This is a genomic window from Wenyingzhuangia sp. 2_MG-2023, from assembly GCF_030548295.1.
In the GTDB taxonomy this organism is placed as follows: domain Bacteria; phylum Bacteroidota; class Bacteroidia; order Flavobacteriales; family Flavobacteriaceae; genus Wenyingzhuangia.
This window is the reverse complement of record NZ_JAUOSB010000008.1, coordinates 108,820-133,358: the sequence shown is the minus strand read 5'-3', so window position 1 is coordinate 133,358 and position 24,539 is coordinate 108,820. Positions and strand designations below refer to the sequence as shown.

Below are 24,539 nucleotides of genomic sequence, written 5' to 3'. Positions count from 1 at the left end.
TTGTGGATCATTAAACAAACTTATATGTCGACATTTAGCGAATTAGGGTTGAAGGAAGAAATTCTTTCAGCTTTGATAGAGATGGGGTATGAAACTCCGTCAGAAATTCAAGAAAAAGCAATTCCACAAGTAATCTCATCCACTGATGATTTAAAGGCTTTTGCACAAACAGGAACAGGAAAAACAGCTGCTTTTAGTTTGCCAATCATTCAACAAATTGATGTAAACAACAACAACGTACAAGCGATTATTTTATCGCCAACTCGTGAATTGGCTGTTCAAATTGGAGATCAAATTGAAAAGTTTTCTAAAAACATTAGAGGTTTAAAAGTTGTTACCGTATACGGAGGTGCAAGTATTGAAGACCAGTCTAGAAAACTGAATAGAGGAGCTCAAATAGTAGTAGGTACTCCTGGTAGAACTGTAGATTTAATCAACAGAAGAAGATTAAAATTAGAAAACCTACAATGGTTAGTTTTAGACGAAGCTGATGAAATGTTAAACATGGGATTCAAAGATGATTTGGATGCTGTTTTAGAATCTACTCCAGACACAAAACAAACTTTATTATTCTCTGCAACTTTTCCTAGAGAAGTTGAAGCAATTGCACGTAACTACATGCATGAACCTGTAGAAATTTCTGCGGGAACTAAAAATACTGGTTCTGATGATGTTAGTAACGAATATTATGTTGTAACAGAAAGAAATCGTTACGCAGCCATCAAACGTATTGCGGATGTAAATCCTGATATTTATGGAATTATTTTCTGTAGAACTAGACGTGAATGTCAAGAAGTCTCAGAAAAATTAATTGCTGATGGATACAATGCAGATTCATTACACGGAGACTTGTCTCAAGCTCAACGTGACAATGTAATGCAAAAATTCCGTAACAAAACAGTTCAAATGTTAGTAGCTACAGATGTTGCTGCTCGTGGATTAGATGTGAACAACTTAACACATGTAATCAACCACAAATTACCAGATCAAAACGAAGCTTATACACACCGTAGTGGTCGTACAGGTAGAGCGGGTAACAAAGGTACTTCTATTGTATTGGTTACTTCTAGAGAGGTTGGGAAATTAAGACCTATTGAACGTAAAATTCAAAAGAAATTCATCAAAAGAGAAGTTCCTAGCGGAAAAGAAATTTGTGAAATTCAATTGTTTAAATTGGTTGAAAAAGTTAAAAACACTGAAATCAATACCAAAGAAATTTCTGGTTATTTAGATAATATTTACGAACAATTTGATGGATTGTCAAGAGAAGAATTGATTCAAAAATTTATTTCTGTTGAATTCAATGCTTTCTTAGAATACTATTCTAAAGCAAATGATATTAACGATAACAGACCTGCAAGAGAAACTGATGACAGAGGAAGAAGAAGAGATGACGAAAACATGTCTCGTTTCTTTATCAACATTGGTAGAAAGGATAATTTAACACCTCCTCGTTTGATGGGATTGATCAACGATCAAAACATTACCAACAACGTAGAAATTGGACAAATTGAAATATTAGATACATTCTCTTTCTTTGAATTGGATAAAAACTTTGAAAAAGAGACTATTGATGCCTTTTTAGCAAACACTCCAGAATTTGAGGGTAGAAATGTAAATGTAGAAATCACCAAAAAACGTCGTACTGGTGGCGGTGGAGGTCGTAGTGACAGAAGACCACGTAGAGATGGTGGAAATTTCCGTGGAGGAGACAGACCACGTAGAGATTCTGGATCTGGTGACTTTAAAGGAAGAAGAAGAGATGGAGACAGTTCTTCTAACCGTAGTGGTGCTTCGGGACGTGTTCAAAATAAATCTTGGGGACGAAAAAGAGACTAGTCTTTTTTATATCAATAAAACACAAAAGAGAGCTAATGCAAATTAGCTCTCTTTTTTTGTACGAAGTTCTCAATGTCAGCGTTAACATTCTAATGAAATATTTTATCTTTGAATCCATGAAAAAAACATTCTTTCTAATCTTATCTGTAGGCTTCTTAGCAACGTTATTCAGTTGTCAAGATGAGTTTTGTTTGGAACCTACTACTCCAAATTTGACTGTCCGTTTTTACGACAAAGACACCGTTGAAAATACCAAAGCTCTTAATTTAATTGTATGGATTGGAAGCGGAACAGATTCAGTAGCCTTACCAGATTATGTTGGAACCTCTATAGACTCCCTTTCACTTCCTTTGGACACGCAAAATACATTTGTAGACTATCATTTTGCTATTTTAGATAGTGTAGGTAGTCAAGAAGAAATTTCTATTACATATTCAACAGAAGATGTATACGTATCAAAAGCCTGTGGGTTTAAAAGTATTTTTCACGATGTTACATTTACAAATACCACTAATAGTGAATGGCTTTCTAAAAGCGAACAATTATCAACCGAAATTACTAACGAAACTGAAGCCCATGTTAAAATATTTCATTAGTATTCTTTGTTTAACACTCTCTATTCAACATTCTCTTTATGCACAAAAAGAGATAGAAAATCAACCTATAAAAGATATTGAAAATAAAGCAGAAATTACAAAAGCTGTCGAAACTATCAAAGACAGTATCAATCCATTCTACAATCCTAAAACGTATGGACTAAGAATTGGTTTGGACATTATTAAGCCTATCTATAGCTTTACCAAAGATCATTTTAGTGGATTTGAAATTGCTGCGGATTACAGAATAAAAACCAATTTGTTCATTGCTGGAGAAATGGGATATACAGACAAAACCATTCAAGAAGACGAATTCAATCATTCCGTAGACGGTTCCTATCTAAAATTAGGAATAAATTACAACCTGTATACCAACTGGTTAGACATGGATAATGAATTGTATCTTGGTGCTAGATATGGTTTTAGTACTTTTACAAACACACTAAACAATTATACGATATTTCAGGAAGGAAATTTCTTTGATGAGAAAGAAGTAAACACTCCTGTTACGTATGATGGTTTGAATGCACATTGGTTTGAATTTGTTGCGGGAATCAAAGTAGAGGTTTTTAAAAATATTTATTTTGGTTTTATGGCAAGTCTTAACAAACTTATCACAACAAAAGAACCTTCAAACTTTGGAAACACATACAGTCCAGGATTTGGAGGCATCAGCAAAAATGGATCAGGTGCCAATATTAATTATACAATTACTTATAGAATTCCTCTTTATAAAAAATAACCATGCAAAAAATTCCTTCCGTAGATTTACAACTTTTTTTATCCAACAAAGCAGAACAAAAAGAACAATTTGTCAATCAAATTGGAACTGCGTTTAGTACTATAGGATTTGTAGCCTTAAAAGGGCATTTTTTATCAGATGCTTTGGTTACTGAATTGTACCAAGAAATTCAAAACTTTTTCAATTTGCCACAAGAAATTAAAAGCAAATATGAAGTAGAAGGAATAGGTGGACAACGAGGATATACTTCTTTTGGAAAAGAAAGTGCCAAAGGAAAAAAAGAAGGAGATCTAAAGGAATTCTGGCATTTTGGTCAATATGTAGACAATTATGAAGAACTTTCAGAAATCTTAAAAAAAGTATTGATTCCAAATATTTTGGTAGAAGAATTACCAAATTTCAATCGTGTAGGAAAAGAAGTTTATCAACAATTGGAAAAAACAGCTAAATATGTGTTAAGAGCGTTGGCTTTGTATTTAGAGATTGATGAAATCTATTTTGACGAATTTATCCACAACGGAAACAGTATTTTAAGACCTATACACTACCCTCCTATTCATACAGAACCTAAAGGAGCAGTTAGAGCTGCTGCACATGGAGACATCAATTTAATTACATTACTGATGGGGGCACAAGGAAAAGGATTGCAAGTGCAAAATTTGGAGGGAAACTGGATAGATGCCATTGCCCAAGACGATGAATTGATGATCAATGTAGGAGATATGCTATCTAGATTGACCAACAATCAGTTAAAATCTACCATCCACCAAGTGGTAAACCCTCCTAAAGAATTATGGGGAACATCTAGATATTCCATTCCATTTTTTATGCATCCTGTTCCTACTATGAATTTGACCTGTTTGGATAATTGTGTGTCTGATGAAAACCCAAAACAGTTTGAGGACATTACTGCTGGAGATTATTTAACAGAAAGATTGATAGAACTAGGATTGATAAAAGCATAAAATTATGGCAAAGAAATTAAACGACTTATCCGCTTTGGGAGCCTTTGCATATTCCACCAACAAAGATTTTGAATTTGACAATGGTGAGGAAGAGCAAGAAACTCTGCCTAACAACAAACAACAGTTAGAAGCCATATTTTCTAACAAAGGACGTGGCGGAAAAACAGTAACCATTATTCGTGGATTTGTAGGTACTGAAGAAGACTTAAAAAATTTAGGAAAACTCCTGAAAAATAAATGTGGTGTGGGAGGTAGCATCAAAGACGGTGAGATTATCATTCAAGGAAAACACCGCGATAAAATAATGGAAATACTAACCAAAGATGGTTACAAAGTAAAAAGAGTTGGTGGTTGATGCCAACAGGTATAATATACATATGAAAAGTAGCGTGTAAGTAAATACAAACTTCTCCGACTAATAAAATTAATTAACAAACAATAAAAATTGAAGTTGGCACAGATTTAGCCATTTTTCATATACGGTGTCAGCTGTAGTTTATTTTTAATTACTTTGGCAAAATATTTGAAAATCATTTTTTTTAAGTATATTTAAAATTAAATATCAAAAACCATTATGTTCAATAAAGACAAAATATCTAAAACAGACTTTCTTTTGCCTAAGAATAATTTCTTAGTAGGATTTGGTTCAGTGCTTAATATTGCGGGTTCTTATTTTGAGTATAATTCTTCAAAAACAGGAAACGAGGCTGATTTAAAAGCATTATTTTCAGATTGGTTAAATGTTGGTGAAGATTTAAATGTTTCCAAAAAGAAATTTGAAAAGAAGTATAAGAAAGAATTAACTTCTAAATAGAATTGAGTTGGCAAAGCAGAATAGTCCTATAAAATCTGAAACTCCAAATGAACTTTTGGAGTTAGAACAAGAACTTACTGAATTTAATCCAGAAGTATTTAAAGGTGTAAATCCAAAGAAAAAATTAGAAATTCTTCGAAGTTTTTCAGTTACAATGATTCAAGAGAAATCTCATTCTGGTCCATTACCTGATTCAGAATCATTAATTCAATATAATTCCGTAATTCCTGAAGGAGCTGATAGAATTATGAAAATGGCAGAAAGACAACAAGAACATAGAATGTCTATAGAGAAAAGAGTTATCAGTAGTCAATCTCAGCAAAGTGGATTAGGTCAAGTTTTCGGATTAATTATAGGAATTGTCGGTATCGCGAGTGGTACGTATTTAGCTTCAATAGGGGCTACAACAGTAGGAGGTATTATTGCTGGAGGTACTGTTGTTAGTTTAGTTTCTGTTTTTGTAATAGGTAAGAATACTCAAAAAAATAAAGAAAGTTAATTAAAATTGTAGCCAACTCTTTTAGTTCAATAACACTTTCTAATACCGTTTAATCTAGTAAATTTGATTGATATAATTTGAGATTAAACTCAACTATTAAATTTTAACATTATTTATCTCTAGTTCTAAAAGAGGCAAAAAAGTCTCCCTAAAGCCAATTAAACAAATCAGGTTGTTGGTTTGCTTCTTGCACTTGCCAATAAATTTCTTTCATTCCCTTTTGTTTCAAATACGCATTGGTTTTAGAAAAATGCTGACAACCAAACCAACCTCCTTTGTTGGCACCCAACGGAGAAGGATGCGTAGCTTTTAACACATAATGTTTATTAGTATCAATCAAACTTTCTTTTTTTTGTGCAAAACCTCCCCATAATAAAAACACTACATTTTCTTTTTTTTCAGAAATTTTACGAATCACCTCGTCTGTAAACTGAGACCACCCAAAACTTTTATGGCTATTGGGTTTGCTTTCTTCTACCGTTAACGTAGTATTTAACAACAATACTCCTTGTTTTGCCCACGGAGACAAATCACCATTATTTACAGGCATTTGCACGTTTAAATCAGTACTTATTTCCTTGTAAATATTTTTTAAAGAAGGCGGAAATTTGTTTTCTTCCAAATAAGAAAAACACAAACCATGAGCTTGTCCAGCACCATGGTACGGATCTTGTCCTAAAATCACTACTTTCAATTCTTTAAAAGAACAATAATCAAAAGCACTAAACAACTTTTTTTTATGAGGATAACAGGTCGTATTGGCATAAGAAGCTTCTACTTTTTGTTCCAAAACGGACCAATATTCTTTTTCAAATTCATCTTGTAAGATCAATTGCCAATCATTTGGGACTAGGTTCTGCATAATTGTGAATGAATGTGTATTTTTGTTTCACTTACAAAATAACAATATCCAGCGTAAGTACACAATAAAAAGCATGAGCCAAATACATCATAAGACATTACAAGATTTAGAATTTTCAACCATATTAGAAAGTGTCTCTAAACACTGTACCTCAGAAAAAGGAAAAGAACAAGTTTTAGCCTTAGTTCCCTATGCCAACAAACCCGACTTAGAAATTGCTCTGGCTCAAGTTCATGAATATTTGGGTTCACTAGTGGCGGAGAATAGAATTCCTCATCATTATTTTGATGATATCGAAAAAGAAACAAAGCTTTTAAAAATTGAAAACAGTAAACTTTTACCTGAAGCGTTTTTAAAAATTGCCAACATTTCTAACACCAGCAACGAACTGATTCTATATTTTAGAAAATTTAAAGACTACTACCCTACACTATCATTGTTAACAGAGAATATTGAGTTTACCAAAAGTATTGTAGAAGCTATTTTTAAAATCATCACCAATTATGGTGAAGTACACAACAAAGCTTCGGAGATGTTGAACCGAATTCGAAAAAATTTAACAGAAGTTCGTAGTCAAATCAGTGGTTCTTTTAACCAAGAATTGGCAAAATACAACAAAGCTGGTTTTTTAGATGATATTAGAGAATCTGTTATTGAAAATCAACCTGTATTGGCCGTACAAGCCATTCACCGAAAAAAAGTAAAAGGAAGTATTTTAGGAACTTCTAAAACAGGAAGCATTGTATTTATTGCCCCACAAAACACACTAAATTATCACCGACAATTACAGGAATTGTTGTTAGAAGAAAAACAAGAAATAGATAGAATTCTAAGAATTTTAACCCACGATATTCGACCTTTTACTCCTTTAATTGAAGACTATTTAAAACTACTGACAGCCTTAGATATTCTAAAAGCCAAAGCTTTTTACGCAAAAGAAATCAACGGTATCAAACCTGATTTTTCAAAAACTCAAGAAATCAATTATGTAAAGGCATATCACCCTATTTTATTAGAAAAAAACAAAAGTTTAAAAAAATCTGTGGTTCCCCAATCCTTAAATCTAAATAAGGAACAGCAAATTATTGTGATTTCAGGACCCAATGCGGGAGGAAAAAGTATCACCTTAAAAACCATTGGATTGTTACAAGTAATGATTCAGAGTGGAATTTTAATTCCCGTTCACGAAAGCAGTACCACTCACTTTTTTGATCATATTTTAACAGACATTGGTGACAATCAATCCATAGAAAATCAGTTGAGTACGTACAGTTATCGACTGAAAAACATGCGTGGTTTTTTAAGAAAATGCACCAACAACACCTTGTTTCTAATTGATGAATTTGGAACAGGTTCTGACCCTGAACTTGGTGGTGCTTTGGCAGAGATCTTTTTAGAAGAATTTTACGAACGTGGTGCTTTTGGTGTCATCACAACACATTATACCAATCTGAAGATTTTGGCAGATGAATTGGAAAATGTATCCAATGCAAATATGGCTTTTGATAGCAAAACACTAGAACCTCTATTTACATTGTTAATCGGTCAACCAGGTAGTTCTTTTACGTTTGAAGTAGCTCAAAAAAACGGAATTCCTTTTAGTTTGATCAACAGAGCAAAAAAGAAGATAGACCATTCCAAAATACGCTTTGATAAAACCATCTCTAAATTGCAACAAGAACGTACTAATCTGCAACGAAATACGTTAGATATGGAGCAACAAAGTTCCAAAGCCAAAGAACATGCAGATATGCTTGCCGAAAAGGAAGGAAAAATTCAAGAAAAACTAGAAAGCTTTCAGACTTTGTATGACACCAATCAAAAAGCATTGCATGTTGGAAGAAGGTTTAATGAGTTGCTAAACAAATACTTTCAGACAAATAATAAAAAAGAATTTAGATTTGAATTGGACAAATGGGTGTTGATTGAAAAAACAAAATACAACGAAGCACATCCAAAAATAAGAAAAACAAAACCTCAGAAAATACAAGAGCAACAGAAAAAAATAGCTGCTGAAAAAGTATTGAAAAAGACAGAAGCAGAGGTGTTAACCAAAGTTGTTGAGGTACGAAAAGAAAAACAAAAAGAAGAACAAATTGCTATTGAGAAAAAAGCAAATTATGTTTTTAAGATAGACGACAAAGTAAGACTGATTGATGGTAGGGCTTGTGGAACAATAGAAAAAATAGACAAGAAAAAAGTTACCATCAATTACGGATTGTTTACCACTAACACTACCTTAGACAAAATTGAATTGGTTGTAGCTGCTAAAAGAAAAAAATAATGAAACAAATCCTTTTTTTATGTTATTTTATTTTGACAAATGTATGGTCTCAAAACCAACACGAACCACAAACATGGAAAAAGTTACAAAGCAGCAATGTGAATGTAATTTACAAAATGGGACAAGAAAATGAAGCTCAGAAAATAGCCAACACCATTAATTACATTCACAAAAACAACACAAAATCTATCGGTTATCATTTAAAACCTATAGATATTATACTACGATCTAATACCGTAGATTCTAATGGTTTTGTGACCATAAGTCCTTTTAGAAGTGAGTTTTTCAACACTTCTCCCCCTGTGTTTAACTCCATAGGAACCACCAATTGGATTAGCACTTTGGCCATTCATGAGTACCGACATGTACAACAATTTTTAAATCACAAAACAGGAGTCACCAACGTTTTGTATTATTTGTTTGGTGAATCAGGTTGGGGTGCAGCAAGTGTATTGGCTGTACCAGATTGGTATTTTGAAGGAGATGCTGTAGTTATGGAAACGGCACTAAGCGAAAGTGGTCGTGGTCGTTTGCCAAAGTTTATGGCTTTGCAACGTGCTTTGTACCAAGATCAACTTTTGTACAGCTATCAAAAAGTTCGTAACGGTTCTTACCAAGATTTGGTACCTAATCATTATGTTACAGGGTATCAAATGCTAAATACTTATAGAAATCATTACGATGCTTCCAAATTAGATGACATTGCTAGAAAAGCCGCTAGTTATCAATTTCCTTTTTATCCTTTTTCTCATCAACTTAAAAAAGTTACAGGTCTCAGCACTTCCCAACTTTATAAAAAATCTGTTGAGGAAAATCAGAAAATTTGGCAACAACAAAGAGACAGTTTACAAGTAGTTGATTATACACAAATCACCAACAAAAAAGACAAAGTTGCCTTGTATAGTTATCCTCAATTGATGGAAAACGGACACATTATTGTATTAAAAAATCAATTGGATGAAATTTCTACGTTTTATCAAATAGATACTGACGGAAAAGAAACTAAAATCACCCCAGCAGTAACAAATATTGATGATTATTTTCACTACCAAAATCATCAAATTTTATATACGGGAATATCATACCATCCAAGGTACAACTACACGGATTATAACGATGTGTATCTTTACGATTTGAACTCAAAAAAACGTAGAAAAATTACTTCTAAAAAAAGATATTTTTCACCTTCATTTAATGCTGATAATTCTTTAATTATTGCTGTAGAAACAAAAAATGGACAATACAATTTGGTGCTTTTAGACACCAACGGAAAAGAATTGAAACGAATGAACGTTTCTGGTTTTCTAACTAGACCAAAATTTGCAGAGAATGATTCTTATGTTTACATCAAACAAGAAAAACACCGAGTGGCAATTTTTAAGATAGATGCTTCTGAAAAAGAAATTCAGTTAACTCCATGGACAAGCCACTCTATAGACAATATCAACATCAGTCAAAATAAAGTGTATTTCAGTTCTTCTTTTAATGGAATAGACAATATTTATCAAACAGATTTAGAAGGAAGTTTGAAAATAAATCAAATTACCAATGCAACTATTGGAGCTTATCAACCATTTGTAAAGAACGATAAAATCTATTTTACAGAAACGATTAGCAAAGGGACTAAAATTTCTTCTGCTAAAATTGAACCCATTCCTTTTGATTTTAAAGAACCTGTTTTGATGAATTGGAACAATCAAAAAACCAAGACATTTGAAGGAGGAAGCATTTTAGAAAAAGTTCCAAATCTACAATATACAAGTAAAAGCTACACCTCAGTTTTTGAAGATTTAAAATTTCACGACTGGTATTACAGCCTAAACAATCAAATTATTTCTGCAGACGTAATTGCAACCAATTTGCTAAATGATTTTAGCTTAACTGCTGGAACAGACATTTATTTGAATGAAAACAATTCTTTTGGAACGTCTTTAAGTGCTTCTTATAAAAAGTGGTATCCTATTTTAAACATGTCTGTAGAATACACACACCGAGATTTTAACGGAATTGCCAAAGACAGAGATGATACTAGTTACAATGGGGTTTATACCTTTCAAGAAGTATCAATATTTCCAAATATTACACTTCCTTTTGCACAAGTACACGGAAACTACAGCAACAGTGTTGCTATGAATATAGGGTATGAATATAACAAAAGATTCAACAACTCTTTTCAGGAATTAGAAACAAGTCAAATTTCATCTATTGAAGATATTAGCTATAACTTGTTTAGATCTCAATTAGGATTTTCTAGTCAACGAAGAACTGCTTTGCAACACATCAACACTCATGCTGGTTTTTATACAGTTACCGAATACAACCGAGGTTTGAGTACTAGTTTAGAAGGCCATTTTTTTGGAACCCTAAACCGATTGTACCTTCCTGGATTATTTAAAACACACAATAGTTTTGTAACTTTTGCCTATCAGAAAAATGAGATTCAACAATCTGACAGTTTTATGTATGCTAGAGGTTTTAAAGATGTTTTGGCTAAAGAAGTTGACAAGCTTTCTTTTACATATCAATTACCTTTAGCTTATCCTGATTTTGGAGTTTTTGGAATTACTTATTTCAAAAGAATTAGAGCCAATTTGTTTGCAGATTTCACCAATGTTCAATTGTTTGACAATTCTAAAACCAAGCAAAATTCTGTTGGTTTTGAAATTATGTTCGACAATACTTTTTTCAACATCAAAGCAGCTCAAATAGGCTTAGGTTATAGAGGAAGTTATTTGTTAACTACAGATTTTCAAGCCATCAACAAAAAATTTGTAAGTGGCTTTGTCTTGTCTACTACTTTATTTTAAGAACATTCCATCTAAAATCACATAACTTTAAAATTGGATAGTCCCTATTCTATCCAATTTTTAAAACTTTTCACCTTTTCTCTACTCACAATAATTTCGTTTTGATCGTAATTATTTAACACAATTTGTAATCTACTGTTGGTATAAGAAACCATATTTTTGATTGCATTTACATGCACATAAAAAGTTCTGTTTACTCTAAAAAAATCCTTAGGATCTAATTTTTCTTCCAACGCTTCCAAACTCTCATCTATCAAATAGCTACGTTTCTGTTCTGTATACAAATACGTTCCTTTATTTTCGCTATAAACACATTCTATTTCGTCTGTGGCAATCAACTTTAAATGTTGTCCTACTTTGGATGTAAACCTTGTTTTGTAATTGTTTTCTAATGGATTCACCAGCATTTGTCTAAGCTGATTTACATCTAATGGCAAATCGATTTTTGTAGGCTGAACCATTTTAAATTTTTCTATAGCAGCTTCTAATTCATCACTATCAATAGGTTTTAACAAATAATCAATGCTATTTTGTTTGAAAGCTCTCAAAGCATATTCATCATAAGCTGTGGTAAAAATAATAGCACTAGATAATTTTATGTGTTCAAAAATTTCAAAACTCAATCCATCCGAAAGTTGAATGTCTAACATCAATAAATCTGGATGTGGATGCTGGCTCAGCCATTCAACAGATTCCGCCACGGAATGCAATTTTACTTCTACTTCAATAGTTAGTAAATTCAACATTCGCTCTAATCTTCTTGCCGATGGTTTTTCATCTTCTATAATAACAACTCTCATGCAACTATATTTTAGGATTCTTTATTCATTAGTTCTTTTATTTTTCTATCCTGCCAAGAAGTACTAACTACAAAAAGTTTTAATGCGTGAATAGAAATTCCCATTCCCCAACCAAACATAGGAAACCAGAACCATTGATACCCCCAAAATGTTTTATAATTGATAAAAATTAGAAAAGGAATAACAACCAAGTAAGTACCTAACCCCCAATAAAATTTAGTCAACTCTTCTACTCGTTTTTGTGCTTTTAAATATTTTTCTGAATCGTTTAAATAAGGTGTTTTCATAAGTTTGATGTTTTTGGTTAAAAAAGGAAGTTTTACTATAAACAGATTGTCTTCTTGAATTACTTCCATTTTTTCGTTGGTGATCAAAGCATATCGCTGTTTGATGTTTTCCAATCCTACTTTGGTGCTTTTTTCCAATACTTGTTTAGGATGGTAACTGTTTTGAACGACCAACTGGTTATTTTCTTTATAAATTTTAATATTCAAAGGCTTTTTGGGAGTGATGGAATTGTGTTTTACAGCGTTTTCTAACAGTAGCTGTAGTGACAACGGAACAATTTTAAGCTCCATAGTTTCTAATTCCTCAGAAATTTCAAATTCCACTCCTTCTTCAAACCTAGTTTTCAATAATTGCATGTAGCTTTTGGCAAACTTTATTTCATCTCTTACCAATACCAAATCTTTGTCTTTTTGTTCTAAAATATATCGATATACTTTGGACAATCCTGTGGTAAATTTTTGAGCTGCCATCGGATTTTCATCTATCAAACTGGTCAACACATTCAAACTATTGAATAAAAAATGAGGATCTAGTTGGTTTTTAAGAGATTCAAACTTTGCTGTTTCCGTTTTGGCAATTATTTGAGAATCTTTGACTCTTCCTTCTTGAAACTTCTTAAAAAAGTAAAAAGCATTAAAAGCAACCACAATAATCAAAGAAATCAACAGGCCAAACACATAATCTCCAACATTTTGATGGCTTATGAAGTACTGAAAACTAAATCCCTCTAAATAGATTACTTCAATCATTCCCATCAAAAACAATCCTAAAAAGGATACAGGTATTGATCCTAAAACTCCAATTACAATTCGTTTTGCATATTTGTTTTCATCCCATTTTATTTTTGCCAATAATTTAAAATAAATCATGTTCAATCCTCCAATAACAAACGAATAAAGAACATTAAATCCCAAAATTAAAAGAAGTGGATTTTTAGGAACAAAACTCCAACTACCAAACAAACTGTTTGAAATAATAAAAATCAACAATCCAATGAGAACGTATAAAATTGTGTACCTAAAGACTTTTTGCATTTTCTATATTATTTGCATTGATTTAACACTTGTTCAGCTCTTTGCTTTCCCCAACTAGGATAAAAAGGTGTCTTTTGTTCAAAAATATCAAAAAGTTCGATGGCTTTTTCAATATCTTTACAATAAGGGGTTATGTCTTTGTTAAAATAACGCGCAGATCCCATATCCCACTCTGCTTTTGCCAACACAACTCTTGGATTTTTTGGAGCTATGTTGTAAGCATTTTTATATATTTTCGAAACTTTTCCGGCATACATTGGTCCGTATGTTGCACCATCGTAAGCTATCCAGACAGTGTACCAGAAAGCCTGTAAAACCAACAACTCTTCGTTTTTAGGACTAATTTCCTTTGCTTTGTCTAAAAAAAGTTGTGCTTTGTTCAATTTTTCAGTCAAAAACTCTTCGTCTTTAATTCCAAAACTTGTTAAAATATTAATTTGTGCTGCATAATACATCGGCAACCATTTTTGAGGTTCTGCATTGGCAATTCTCTCAAATAATTGTGACGATTCAGTTGCTTTGTTTTGTTTCCAAAGACCGAAAGCTTCCCCCATTTTTTGTGAATATTGATCTTGTGCTTGAGTTGCCATTCCTAAAATTAAAAATAAAGCGATTGTAATTTTTTTCATAATAAAAGTATTTAAATTGTTTGTTTTGATACTGTAAAGGTCTGCAAGAATGAAGGGTTTAGAAAAAACTTGCTACCCAACTGTCATTATTTATAACTGAATTGTGTTTTTATAATTGATCCAATTGATTGTCTGTTTGTTTCTTGCTCAATGTCCAAAAGAAGCCCACAAAAAAGAAACGATCGGCTGTAGGTTTGATGGTTTGTCTTTCAAAAAAACCGTGTTCATCTGCTGTGTTTGCATATTGATAACCATTTACATTTTTAGTTCCTAATACATTGGTGGCTGAAAAAAAGATGATTTTTTGCGGACTGAGTAAATAAGCCCAATTGAAGTTTAAGGAGTTGTAAGCTTTTGTTTTTTTATTTAAAAAACCAGTGGTATTTTTATCGGTATAGGTTCTACCAGAAGCAAAACGATAGGTCAACCCTATTTGACTTTTCCATGCATCCATCCAATATTTAGTTACCACAGATGCATTGTGTTTATTCGCAAAATTAGGTTGCAAACTGCTTGGGTAATTTCTAAAATCTCTTCGTGTATCCAAAAAAGAATAACTAAACCAATAATCTAAATTTTTAATTCCTTTGTTGTCTCTCCAAAACAAATCCACACCTTTTGCATAGCCTTTTCCATGGTTGTTAAAATCACTATCAAACTCAGGTAAATCGGTATTGTATTTTACCAAGTCGCTGTATTTTTTGTAGTAGGCTTCTGCCCTAAAAATCTTTCCATTCTTATTCAATTGGTAATTAAAAATGTATTGTTTGGATTCTTCTGGAGCAACATTCCCATTAAATTTCAAAACCTCTTGTGCCGGATTTTGATGGAAATTCCCTACTGCTAAAGACAACTGACCTTGTTTACCTACTTTATAAGCCAAAGATAAACGTCTAGCAAAATAAAGTTTCTCAGTCAAATTGTTGTAAGACAGCCTGAGACCTGTTCGGGTTGCAAAATTCTTTGAAAACTGAAATTGAGTTTCTCCATAAACCGAAGAAAGACTATTGTCAAACCCATAATCAAATTGATTTTGAGAAGTTTCTCTATAGCTTTCACTAATATCCTGAAAAAAAGTTTCTGCTCCAAAATTCAGCCCCATAAAACTTCCTAGTTTGTAATTCGCCTTGGCTTTAACATGTACTGCTTGCTGCCTATTCTCTAATTTGTCAGAGTTTATAAATGTTTCTGTATGAGCCAACGTATAACTCAATCCATAAAATGTAGACCATCTTTTGTTAAATTTGTGCTTGTAAGAAGTATTTAAATACCCATTCTTGGCATCTGTCTTAAAATTCATTCCATCAAAATTGTTGATATCCACTTGTGTAATATCAAAACTAGCAGCATCAAAAGCTGCATACAATTTCCACAATCCTTTCTTAAAATGTCTTCTATAAACAGACTCACCAGCAAAAGATTGGTAGGGTTTATTCCATTGATTTCGATCTGGATACAAAGAAATATAAGGCCCTAAATTTATATAAGAAGTATTGATAGTCAGTGAACTTTTATCCCAAATTTGAGTATTTCCTACACCAACTCCTAAACTCATCACACTAATATCTGTGCGTTCATTTGTAGGTTCATCTATGGTATTCATCAACAAAACTCCTGACAAAGCTTGTCCGTATTCTGCTGAATATCCCCCTGTGGAAAAGGTCATTCCTTTGAACAAAAAAGGAGAATATCTACCTCGGGTTGGAGCGTTGTTCACACTTGCCGTGTATGGAGTAAACACACGAATACCGTCTATAAAAATCTGCGTTTCTTCTGCTCTACCTCCTCTTACAAACAGCCTACCATCATCAGCAACAGTACTAGTTCCAGGCATGGTTTGAAAAGCTGCAATAGGATCTGCCAAAGAACCCGCAGTGGTTACAATATCTAAAGGTTTTAAGGTTGTTGTTTTGCTTTTTTCTCCAGAACTAAAAGTTCCAGCACTGATTACTACTGCGTTTAAAGAATTGATGTTTTCTTTTAGTTGAATTTTTAAATGCTGCATTTTAGCAACATCTTTTACAATGGTTTTGGTTTCGTAACCTAAATAACTAACCAATAAGGTTTGTTCTGCTACTTTGGAAGTTGTAAAATCAAACTCTCCTTTTTCATTGGTGGCTGTTCCATCATAACTCTCTTTTAGATAAATATTAGCATTGGGAATAGCTTGTTGGTATTCGTCTACAACCCTACCACTGATTTTTGTTTGTCCGTAGGTGAACAAAAAAGAACTTCCAAGTAGAATAGATAAGATATATGTTTTCATAACACTTTGATTTAATTTTCATCAAAAGTGCCGCAAATAAGAGGTTTGCAAAATTGTAGGTGACCGAACTGTCGTTTTTTTAAGCTGAATTGATGTTTTAAGACAAAATCACTTTTTTAATGAGATCTTCACCCAAAGCCTCATTCATCATGTTTTGAATTTTTTCTTTACCATATTCCAATTCGCTACGCAAAGCTGCCGAAGATATTTTAACCATCAAAACACCTCCTTTTAAGCTAATTCTTTCTGTGTAGGATTTAACTCCAGGCCCCATTAGATTTGCCCATTCTTCTTCTATAGAAATTTTTTGAAATCCTTTTTCCAAGTTGTTAGCTTTGATAAAATGTTTCATTAAAGCACTCATTGGATTGGCCTCATTTCTTCTAACTTTTCTTTGATCTACCGATTTTTTAGCCATTACAAGTGAAATATTTTATAGGTTTGTTGGGTTTTCTTCACCACATTTTCTGTTCTTTCTCCGTGTGTATCACTGATAAAAATCTGTCCAAAATGATCTTTGTTCACCAAATTAATTACTTGTGTTACTCTATTTTCATCTAATTTGTCAAAAATATCATCAAACAATAAAATGGGTTTTTTGCCTGTCAATTGTTTCATGAATTCAAACTGAGCTAATTTTAAGGCTATCAAATACGATTTCTGTTGCCCTTGCGAACCAAACTTTTTGATGGGATATTGATTCAGTTCAAATTGCAAATCATCTTTGTGAATTCCTACCGATGTGTATTGCAGCACTCTATCTTTAGCCAAATGCTCCTCAAACAATGCCAACAAAGGTTTTTCATCTAATTGTGTTTTGTACAACAATTGAACCTCTTCTTTAGAATTGCTAATTTCTTGATAACATTGATTAAAAATAGGAGCAAATTCTTTTAAAAACCAAACACGTTTTTCGTAAATATATTGACTCAAATCGTCTAACTGCTCGTTGTACACACTTAAATTCAACGCATCAAAAGTTCTGTTGGCAGCAAAATATTTTAACAATGCATTTCGTTGCGTTAACACTTTACCGTAATTCAGCAACTTTTGTAAATAATTACGATCTTGTTGCGAAATTACTCCATCCATAAACTTTCGACGGGTTTCGCTTCCTTCCAAAATCAAATCTCTGTCTGAAGGAGAAATCATCACCAAAGGAAAACTTCCTATGTGATCGGAAAACTTTTCATAAGCCTTTCCGTTTCTCTTGACAATTTTCTTGGTTCCTTTTTTAAGACTACACACTATTTTTTCCACGCGTTCATCTTCCATCAGATAATCACCTTCTACCATAAAAAACTCTTCACCGTGTTTTATATTTTGCGTGGCAACAGCATTGAAATAACTTTTAGTATACGAAAGGTAATAAATAGCATCTAACACATTGGTTTTCCCCACACCATTATTCCCAATAAAACAGTTGATTTTCACATCGAAATCAAACAATTCTGAGGATATATTTTTATAATTTACTAAGGATAATTTCTGAAGATGCATGCTAATTTGAATCCATTAAAAAAGGATTCGCAATTTATCATTTTTTTTGATGATTCCTCTGTTTTGATATTCGATTAAAAAAACTATTTTTGTCCAACTCAGATTTAAAACTAATTATTAAAAACACCATATATTTCATGGCTACATATCAAAAAAGAGGTTACAAGAAGACGGTTGAAGTTGAAGATGCAGAAGTAATCGTAGACAACGAAGGAAACTCAGAGCACAGTACTACTGCAGAAGTATTTAACACATTAGACGAAACTGCAAATAAATCAGAAAAATGGATTGAAACCAACAGCAAACCGTTATTTATTGGGTTGATTGCTATTGTTGTCCTTATTTTTGGATACATGGGTTACACACAATTTGTACAAGCTCCAAAAGAAAAAGAAGCAGCAAATGCTTTGGTTTTTGCAAAACAAGAATTTAAAAAAGCATCTGACAGTGAAGATACTTCTTTGTTTAACGTTGCATTAGAAGGTGCCGAAGGTAAGTACGGATTGTTAGATATTGCAAGTAACTACGGAGGTACAGATGCTGGAAATTTGGCTAAATACTATGCTGGAATTTCTTACATGCAATTGAAAGATTACACCAAAGCAATTGATTTTTTAAAAGAAGTAAGTACTAAAGACCCAGTATTAAATACGGTAATTACAGGAAGTCTTGGAGATGCTTATTTAGCAAATGGTGATAGCAACGAAGCGTTGAACTATTACTCTGATGCTGCTCAAAACACAGAAAACAAAGCAGTTGCTCCTGTTTATTTGATGAAAGCAGGAAAATTAGCTTTGAGTTTGAAAGACTATAGCAAAGCTGAAAAGAACTTTGAGAAAATTCAAAAAGAATACCCTACTTCTACTGAAGCTAAAGACATAGAAAAATATTTAAACCAAGCTAAATACGCTAACTAATGGCTACAACAGATTTATCTGCATACGATAAAGAAAGTTTACCAAATGTAAAAGGGTTTAGATTTGGAATTGTTACTTCTGAATGGAATCCTGAAATAACAGAAAACTTAACTTTAGGAGCTATAGACACTTTGTTAGACAATGGTGTGGCAGAAGAAGATATTATTACCTGGAAAGTTCCTGGTAGCTTTGAATTGATTTACGGTTGCAAAAAAATGTTAGAAAGCAGAAATGTAGATGCTATCATTGCTATTGGAAACGTGATTCAAGGTGAAACCAAACATTTTGACTTTGTTTGTGATGGAGTTACTCAAGGAATCAAAGACTTGAATATTAAATATGATACTCCCGTTATTTTTTGTGTATTGACAGACAATAACAAACAACAATCTATTGACAGATCTGGAGGAAAACTAGGAAACAAAGGTATTGAATGTGCAGTGGCAGCAATTAAAATGGCAGAGCTAAACAAACGATAATTCCCTTTTAAATATCAAAACATTATTGTCGAATTTTTCGTAAATTTGACAATAATGTTTTTTATTTTACACTATGTTCAAAACTCCCTTTAAGCCAACAGGTCATTACGTTTTTGATTACAAACCTCGTTATTACGACGAGCGTAAAGAGCGTTTGGAAGCTTTGGAACAACGTTATAAAAACGAAAGATCCAAAGACAATAACGACGATGAGTATCAAGTTACATTGTCCAAAAACAATTTAAAAGGTGAATGGTCTAGAACCCGATCTAACGTAAAAGCAGATCAAAAATCTAACTTTAGACTTGCTTTGATCATTACAATACTCGCAGGTATTGCGCTCTATTTACTAAAATAACCCCAAATTTTTAATGCCTGACATTATACAATTATTGCCTGACCATGTAGCCAATCAAATAGCAGCTGGTGAGGTGGTTCAAAGACCTGCATCCGTAGTTAAAGAACTTTTAGAGAATGCTATAGATGCTGGTGCAAAAAATATTCATCTAATTTTGAAAGATGCTGGTAAAACCATTATTCAAGTTATTGATGACGGTAGTGGTATGTCTGAAACAGACGCTCGTCTTTGTTTTGAAAGACATGCAACTTCTAAAATTAGAGAAGCCGAAGATTTGTTCAACCTAACCACCAAAGGTTTTAGAGGTGAAGCGATGGCTTCTATAGCTGCCATTGCTCAAATAGAAATGAAAACCAAATTAGCGGATAAGGAGTTGGGAACTTGTATCAATATTGAGGCTAGTAAAATTACCAACCAAGAACTGGTTACCATTCCAGCAGGAACCAATACAGCGGTAAAAAACTTATTTTTCAACATTCCTGCTCGTAGAAACTTTTTAAAGTCTGATGCAGTAGAAACACGTCATATTATTGATGAATTTCAAAGAGTAGCCTTGGTTCATTTTGACGTTGCTTTTGTTTTGAATCATAACAATTCAGAAATTTTCAACCTTCCTTCAGGAAATTTAAAACAACGTATCGTCAATATTTTTGGTCATAAAACCAACGAACGTTTGATTCCTATTGATGAGGAAACAGACCTTATTAGTGTGCATGGTTTTATTATGAAACCTGAATTTTCTAAGAAAAAAAGAGGAGAACAATTCTTTTTTGTCAACGATCGTTTTATCAAAAGTCCTTATTTACACCATGCCATCAACGCTGCTTTTGACGGATTGTTAGAAAGAGGAAATCATCCAGGTTATTTTTTATATTTAAAAGTCCCTACACATACTATAGACATCAACATTCACCCTACCAAAACAGAAGTAAAATTTGACAATGAAAAAGTATTGTACGAAATTATTAGAGCGGCTGTAAAACATAGTTTGGGACAATTTAACATGATGCCCTCTTTAGATTTTACCAAGGACAAAAATCTAGAAACACCTTACGAATACAAAGATGCTCCTATAAAAGCACCCAAAATAGAAGTTGATCCTGATTTTAATCCTTTCAAAACAGAGAATTATTTCAATCCTTTTGAAGAAACTAAAAACAAACCATTGGCTTCATCAAACAATACTAAAACCAATTTTAGAGAAAATCATGCTTCTTCTAAAAAGAAAGAAGGGAATTGGGAAGCTTTGTATCACGGAATAGAATCCATAGCCAATACAGAAATTGATACTCAAAAACTGGCTCCACAATTGTTTGAAACAAAAGAAAGCAATCTTGTTAGAGACACTTTTCAAATTCAGAACAAATACATTTTATCCAATTTAAACACAGGTACTTATTTGGTTCACCAACATTTGGCACACCAAAGAGTTTTGTATGAAAATTTTTTAGCCAATATCACCGTTAAAGAAGCTTCTAGTCAACAATTGTTGTTTCCTATAAATATTAATTACAGTGCTCAAGAAATTCACATTCTAAAAAACATCAAAGAAGAATTAGAAAGTACTGGTTTTTTATTTGAAAGTATCACCAAAGATGCTGTTGTGGTTTCTGGAATACCAACAACTATTACAGAAAGTCAGATTAGCATGGTTTTTGAACAACTGATAGAAGATTTTCAACAAGACATACAAGAAAACAGTTTTAGCCAGTTGGATATGATTGCAAAATCTTTATCAAAAACTCTGGCAATTAGAACTGGAACCAAATTATCTGACACCGAACAAGAAAATCTAATTCAGGATTTGTTTGCCTGTAAAGAAGCAAACATCTCCCCTTTTAGAAAAAAAATATACACTAAAATTGACACCAAAAAATTGGATGCAATTTTTAACTTAGATTAACAACATGATTAAAATTCAAGAAACCATAAAACACCTCATTATTGTCAATGTTCTGTTTTTTGCAGCAACCGCATTGATTCAAAAATTTGATTTGTTTGAACTTTTTACCCTACATTATTTTGACCATCCTAAGTTTAGATACTGGCAATTTGTAACTGGTATTTTTATGCATGCGGGTATTGGCCATTTGTTTTTTAACATGTTGGGATTGTATTTTTTTGGTACTCCTATGATTCAACTTTGGGGAGAAAAAAAGTTTTTATTCTTCTATTTCTCCGCAGGAATTGGAGCTAGTTTGATTTTTTTACTAGAAAGAAAACTTGAATTTAACAACACTTTAAGTTCTTTGATGAATATGGGAGCTAGTAAAGAAGAAATCTACAGTTTGTTTAACGAAACCAAAATTTATAAAGACACCGCATTACAAACTGCAAACTCTATATACGGAACAAGACTGTTAGGAGCTTCTGGAGCTATTTTTGGATTGTTAGCTGCTTATGCATGGTATTTTCCAAATGCTAAAATTTATCTGTATTTCTTTATTCCTGTAACGGTAAAGTATTTTATTCCTATCATTATTATTGCAGATTTAATTTCTGGACTGACAGGTCAACCTATTTTAAGCCCTGTAAACACTGCCTATTTTGCACATGTTGGTGGTGCTCTTATTGGTCTGATTATTGCCATTGTTTGGAAAAAGAATCAACATAGAATTTATTAACATGAACCAAATTTTTTCACAACTCAAACAAAAGTATCAGACAGGAAGCCTTGTTGAGAAGCTTATTTTTGTGAATATTATAGTTTTTATACTCACCTATTTTATTGGAGGTGTGGGTAGTTTTTTTTACAACCAGAACAACTTCTTTTTAGATTGGTTTTCTTTGCCCGCTAATTTGTCTTACTTTATAGAAAGACCATGGACAGTGGTAACATATGGATTTTTACATGGAGATTTTTTTCACTTGCTGTTCAATCTGATTTACTTGTTTTTTATAGGAAATTTGTTTTTGGATTACTTTACACCAAAAAAACTATTAAATTTCTATTTGATGGGAACTATTTTTGGAGGGGTCTTATTTTTAGTTTCTTACAATTATTTTCCTGCTCTGCAAAACACACGTGCAACCTTGGTAGGAGCTTCTTCTGGAATTATGGCTATTTTGGTAGGATTGACAACGTATATGCCTAATTATGAATTGAAGTTTCGATTTATTGGTTTTGTAAAACTTTGGATTGTTACACTTATCTTTATTGGAATTGATTTGATCAGTCTTTCTGACAATAATACTGGTGGGCATTTGGCACATTTGGGTGGAGCTCTTTATGGTTTTCTTGCTATTTATTATGGAACCAGTTTTAAAATCAGCAATCCATTTAAAAAATTATTTCAAAAGAAAAGTCCTTTAAAAACAGCTTACAAGTCTAAAACCAACAAGAAAGCTGACACAACGCATGACACTCAACAAAAAATAAATGTAATATTAGATAAGATCAGTAAGTCTGGATACGAATCTTTATCTAAAGACGAAAAAGATTTTCTATTTCAACAAGGAAAAAAATAACATTGATGAAACGTTTAAATATTGTAGAAAAAATTCTTTTTTTTTTCAACACTATCACTGCACTTTTATTGCTTCTTACCTACGCAATACCAAATTTAGATCCAGAAAGATTTCCTATTATTAATCTTTTAAGTCTGCTGTATCCTGTATTTTTAGGGTTGAATTTCTTTTTTGCAATTTTATGGCTCATCAAACTAAAACCACAATTCTTACTTTCCTTATTAGTAATTGGTATTGGTTACAAACAGATCAACTCTTTCTTTTCATTCCATAAAAAAGAAGAACTAAAACAGACTGATGTAAAACTATTGTCATACAACGTTCGTTATTTTAATAGAGCACAATGGATTCCTTCTCCAAGTATTCAACCAAAAATTTATGATTTCATCAACAAACAACAGGCAGACATCGTTTGTATTCAAGAACACGACCACACACAAAACCCTAAAATAAAACTCCCAAAAGTAGGTCAAAAAAAAACAGGTCAAAATGAATTGGCTATTTATTCTAAATACAAACCCATACACACTGGATCTTTAGATTTTAAGAACACCGCCAATAATGTACTTTATGTAGACTTGCAAGTTAGAGATCAAATAGTCCGAATTTATAATGTACATATGGAGTCTTTTGGCTTGAAAACCGAAAAAAAATATTACGGAGACGAAGACAATACAGCACTATTGAAACATTTTAGAAATGTATTTGTAAAACAATCTGAACAAATAAAATTATTAAAAAACCATATTGACAATTGTCCTTACAAAACCATCATTGCAGGAGATTTTAACAACACTGCTTTTTCTTGGAATTACCACTATTTGATGGAAAACCGAAAAGATGCGTTTGTTGAAGCTGGTTCAGGTTTTGGGAAAACCTTTAATTATATATTTCCTTTAAGAATTGATTTTATTTTGCCCGATAACAACATGGAAGTTGGTTCTTTTGCCAACTACAATGTGAAACTTTCTGATCATTATCCGATAATGGCTAGAATAAATTTGAATAATTAGTATATTTGAGAGTATGAATAAACATATTTTTTGTGCATTAATTTGTATGTACAGCTCATTTTTGTTTTCTCAAGAAGAGACTTTAGAAGAGCCTTCAAAGAAATCCATATTTACAGATTTTAGAATACCCATCAGAGAAAATGTTGTGGAATCGGATTTGAGATACGATGGATGGAAAACAGATCCTGAGATGTATGCATTTAGATGCAGAGACAAAAAAAGAATACGATTGACACTTTGGTATTTTAACAAAGGTGACAACAGAACAAAAGGTTCAGAATTTGTAAACATTACACCTGCAGTAGGGAAATGTCAAAAAGAAGACCTTCAGTATTTTGACTCACCAGAAACAGAATAAAAATTTCATAAACACCCTATA

General features: G+C 32.5%; 24 protein-coding genes. 17 read left to right on the top strand and 7 right to left on the bottom strand.

All coding sequences use genetic code 11. From position 1 onward, the window contains the following. Positions 1 to 24: 24 nt before the first annotated feature. The 7 genes from Q4548_RS10595 to Q4548_RS10565 all read left to right on the top strand — a co-directional run bounded on the left by Q4548_RS10595 (position 25) and on the right by Q4548_RS10565 (position 5,455). Positions 25 to 1,839, top strand: a complete 1,815-nt coding sequence (locus Q4548_RS10595) for a DEAD/DEAH box helicase (protein WP_303454706.1) — start codon at positions 25 to 27, stop codon at positions 1,837 to 1,839. Positions 1,840 to 1,955: 116 nt separating this feature from the next. Continuing rightward, a complete protein-coding gene (locus tag Q4548_RS10590; protein WP_303454702.1) occupies positions 1,956 to 2,435 on the top strand; it encodes a DUF6452 family protein in 480 nt (159 codons plus the stop codon). Beyond that, positions 2,416 to 3,177 carry a DUF6048 family protein gene (locus Q4548_RS10585; RefSeq protein ID WP_303454699.1) on the top strand — a complete coding sequence of 254 codons (762 nt, stop codon included), beginning with the start codon at positions 2,416 to 2,418 and terminating at the stop codon, positions 3,175 to 3,177. Before Q4548_RS10590 ends, Q4548_RS10585 begins: the two co-directional genes overlap by 20 nt. A gap of 2 nt (positions 3,178 to 3,179) precedes the next feature. Then, complete coding sequence (locus Q4548_RS10580) at positions 3,180 to 4,142, top strand: isopenicillin N synthase family oxygenase (RefSeq protein WP_303454697.1); 963 nt, start codon at positions 3,180 to 3,182, stop codon at positions 4,140 to 4,142. Positions 4,143 to 4,146: 4 nt separating this feature from the next. Beyond that, positions 4,147 to 4,497: a translation initiation factor gene (locus Q4548_RS10575; protein ID WP_303454694.1), complete on the top strand. Its 351-nt coding sequence runs from the start codon at positions 4,147 to 4,149 to the stop codon at positions 4,495 to 4,497. Between the two features lie 219 nt (positions 4,498 to 4,716). Beyond that, positions 4,717 to 4,956, top strand: coding sequence for a hypothetical protein (locus Q4548_RS10570; RefSeq protein WP_303454692.1), 240 nt, complete (start codon positions 4,717 to 4,719; stop codon positions 4,954 to 4,956). A 7-nt stretch (positions 4,957 to 4,963) separates the two neighbouring features. Continuing rightward, positions 4,964 to 5,455, top strand: coding sequence for a DUF2335 domain-containing protein (locus Q4548_RS10565; RefSeq protein WP_303454690.1), 492 nt, complete (start codon positions 4,964 to 4,966; stop codon positions 5,453 to 5,455). A gap of 148 nt (positions 5,456 to 5,603) precedes the next feature. On the opposite strand, the gene ung is transcribed toward Q4548_RS10565, so the two are convergent. Further along, positions 5,604 to 6,317 carry a uracil-DNA glycosylase gene (gene ung, locus Q4548_RS10560; protein ID WP_303454688.1) on the bottom strand — a complete coding sequence of 238 codons (714 nt, stop codon included), beginning with the start codon at positions 6,315 to 6,317 and terminating at the stop codon, positions 5,604 to 5,606. A gap of 73 nt (positions 6,318 to 6,390) precedes the next feature. On the opposite strand from ung, the gene Q4548_RS10555 reads away from it, so the two are divergent. Together Q4548_RS10555 and Q4548_RS10550 are read left to right on the top strand one after the other, a co-directional pair. Continuing rightward, a complete protein-coding gene (locus tag Q4548_RS10555; RefSeq protein ID WP_303454686.1) occupies positions 6,391 to 8,601 on the top strand; it encodes an endonuclease MutS2 in 2,211 nt (736 codons plus the stop codon). Beyond that, positions 8,601 to 11,408 (top strand): hypothetical protein, encoded by a 2,808-nt coding sequence (locus Q4548_RS10550; protein WP_303454683.1) that lies wholly within the window; start codon positions 8,601 to 8,603, stop codon positions 11,406 to 11,408. Before Q4548_RS10555 ends, Q4548_RS10550 begins: the two co-directional genes overlap by 1 nt. A 44-nt stretch (positions 11,409 to 11,452) precedes the next feature. On the opposite strand, the gene Q4548_RS10545 is transcribed toward Q4548_RS10550, so the two are convergent. From Q4548_RS10545 to recF, 6 genes are all read right to left on the bottom strand, one after another. After that, on the bottom strand, positions 11,453 to 12,208 hold the full coding sequence (locus Q4548_RS10545; RefSeq protein WP_303454680.1) for a LytTR family DNA-binding domain-containing protein: 756 nt from the start codon (positions 12,206 to 12,208) through the stop codon (positions 11,453 to 11,455). A gap of 11 nt (positions 12,209 to 12,219) precedes the next feature. Beyond that, positions 12,220 to 13,530 (bottom strand): histidine kinase, encoded by a 1,311-nt coding sequence (locus tag Q4548_RS10540; protein ID WP_303454677.1) that lies wholly within the window; start codon positions 13,528 to 13,530, stop codon positions 12,220 to 12,222. A gap of 8 nt (positions 13,531 to 13,538) precedes the next feature. Next, positions 13,539 to 14,159, bottom strand: coding sequence for a hypothetical protein (locus Q4548_RS10535; protein WP_303454675.1), 621 nt, complete (start codon positions 14,157 to 14,159; stop codon positions 13,539 to 13,541). 109 nt (positions 14,160 to 14,268) lie between these two features. Then, on the bottom strand, positions 14,269 to 16,425 hold the full coding sequence (locus Q4548_RS10530) for a TonB-dependent receptor (protein ID WP_303454672.1): 2,157 nt from the start codon (positions 16,423 to 16,425) through the stop codon (positions 14,269 to 14,271). A 97-nt stretch (positions 16,426 to 16,522) separates the two neighbouring features. Then, a complete protein-coding gene (locus Q4548_RS10525) occupies positions 16,523 to 16,843 on the bottom strand; it encodes a DUF721 domain-containing protein (protein ID WP_303454670.1) in 321 nt (106 codons plus the stop codon). Continuing rightward, entirely contained in the window at positions 16,843 to 17,925 is a 1,083-nt protein-coding gene (recF, locus tag Q4548_RS10520; RefSeq protein ID WP_303454668.1) for a DNA replication/repair protein RecF, read from the bottom strand. Before recF ends, Q4548_RS10525 begins: the two co-directional genes overlap by 1 nt. Before the next feature lie 137 nt (positions 17,926 to 18,062). Here recF and Q4548_RS10515 point away from each other — a divergent pair, with 137 nt between their 5' ends. The 8 genes from Q4548_RS10515 to Q4548_RS10480 all read left to right on the top strand — a co-directional run bounded on the left by Q4548_RS10515 (position 18,063) and on the right by Q4548_RS10480 (position 24,518). Further along, positions 18,063 to 18,842, top strand: a complete 780-nt coding sequence (locus Q4548_RS10515; protein WP_303454665.1) for a tetratricopeptide repeat protein — start codon at positions 18,063 to 18,065, stop codon at positions 18,840 to 18,842. Then, positions 18,842 to 19,321 (top strand): 6,7-dimethyl-8-ribityllumazine synthase, encoded by a 480-nt coding sequence (gene ribH, locus Q4548_RS10510; RefSeq protein ID WP_303454664.1) that lies wholly within the window; start codon positions 18,842 to 18,844, stop codon positions 19,319 to 19,321. Before Q4548_RS10515 ends, ribH begins: the two co-directional genes overlap by 1 nt. 73 nt (positions 19,322 to 19,394) lie before the next feature. Beyond that, positions 19,395 to 19,679 carry a hypothetical protein gene (locus Q4548_RS10505; protein ID WP_303454662.1) on the top strand — a complete coding sequence of 95 codons (285 nt, stop codon included), beginning with the start codon at positions 19,395 to 19,397 and terminating at the stop codon, positions 19,677 to 19,679. Positions 19,680 to 19,692: 13 nt separating this feature from the next. After that, positions 19,693 to 21,582: a DNA mismatch repair endonuclease MutL gene (gene mutL / locus Q4548_RS10500; RefSeq protein WP_303454661.1), complete on the top strand. Its 1,890-nt coding sequence runs from the start codon at positions 19,693 to 19,695 to the stop codon at positions 21,580 to 21,582. Between the two features lie 4 nt (positions 21,583 to 21,586). After that, on the top strand, positions 21,587 to 22,303 hold the full coding sequence (locus tag Q4548_RS10495; RefSeq protein WP_303454660.1) for a rhomboid family intramembrane serine protease: 717 nt from the start codon (positions 21,587 to 21,589) through the stop codon (positions 22,301 to 22,303). Position 22,304: 1 nt separating this feature from the next. Continuing rightward, the gene (locus Q4548_RS10490; protein WP_303454657.1) at positions 22,305 to 23,147 is read left to right on the top strand and encodes a rhomboid family intramembrane serine protease; all 843 of its coding nucleotides are present in this window, start codon (positions 22,305 to 22,307) and stop codon (positions 23,145 to 23,147) included. Positions 23,148 to 23,152: 5 nt separating this feature from the next. Beyond that, positions 23,153 to 24,160: an endonuclease/exonuclease/phosphatase family protein gene (locus Q4548_RS10485; protein ID WP_303454653.1), complete on the top strand. Its 1,008-nt coding sequence runs from the start codon at positions 23,153 to 23,155 to the stop codon at positions 24,158 to 24,160. A 46-nt stretch (positions 24,161 to 24,206) separates the two neighbouring features. Continuing rightward, complete coding sequence (locus Q4548_RS10480; protein ID WP_303454650.1) at positions 24,207 to 24,518, top strand: hypothetical protein; 312 nt, start codon at positions 24,207 to 24,209, stop codon at positions 24,516 to 24,518. Positions 24,519 to 24,539: the final 21 nt, after the last annotated feature.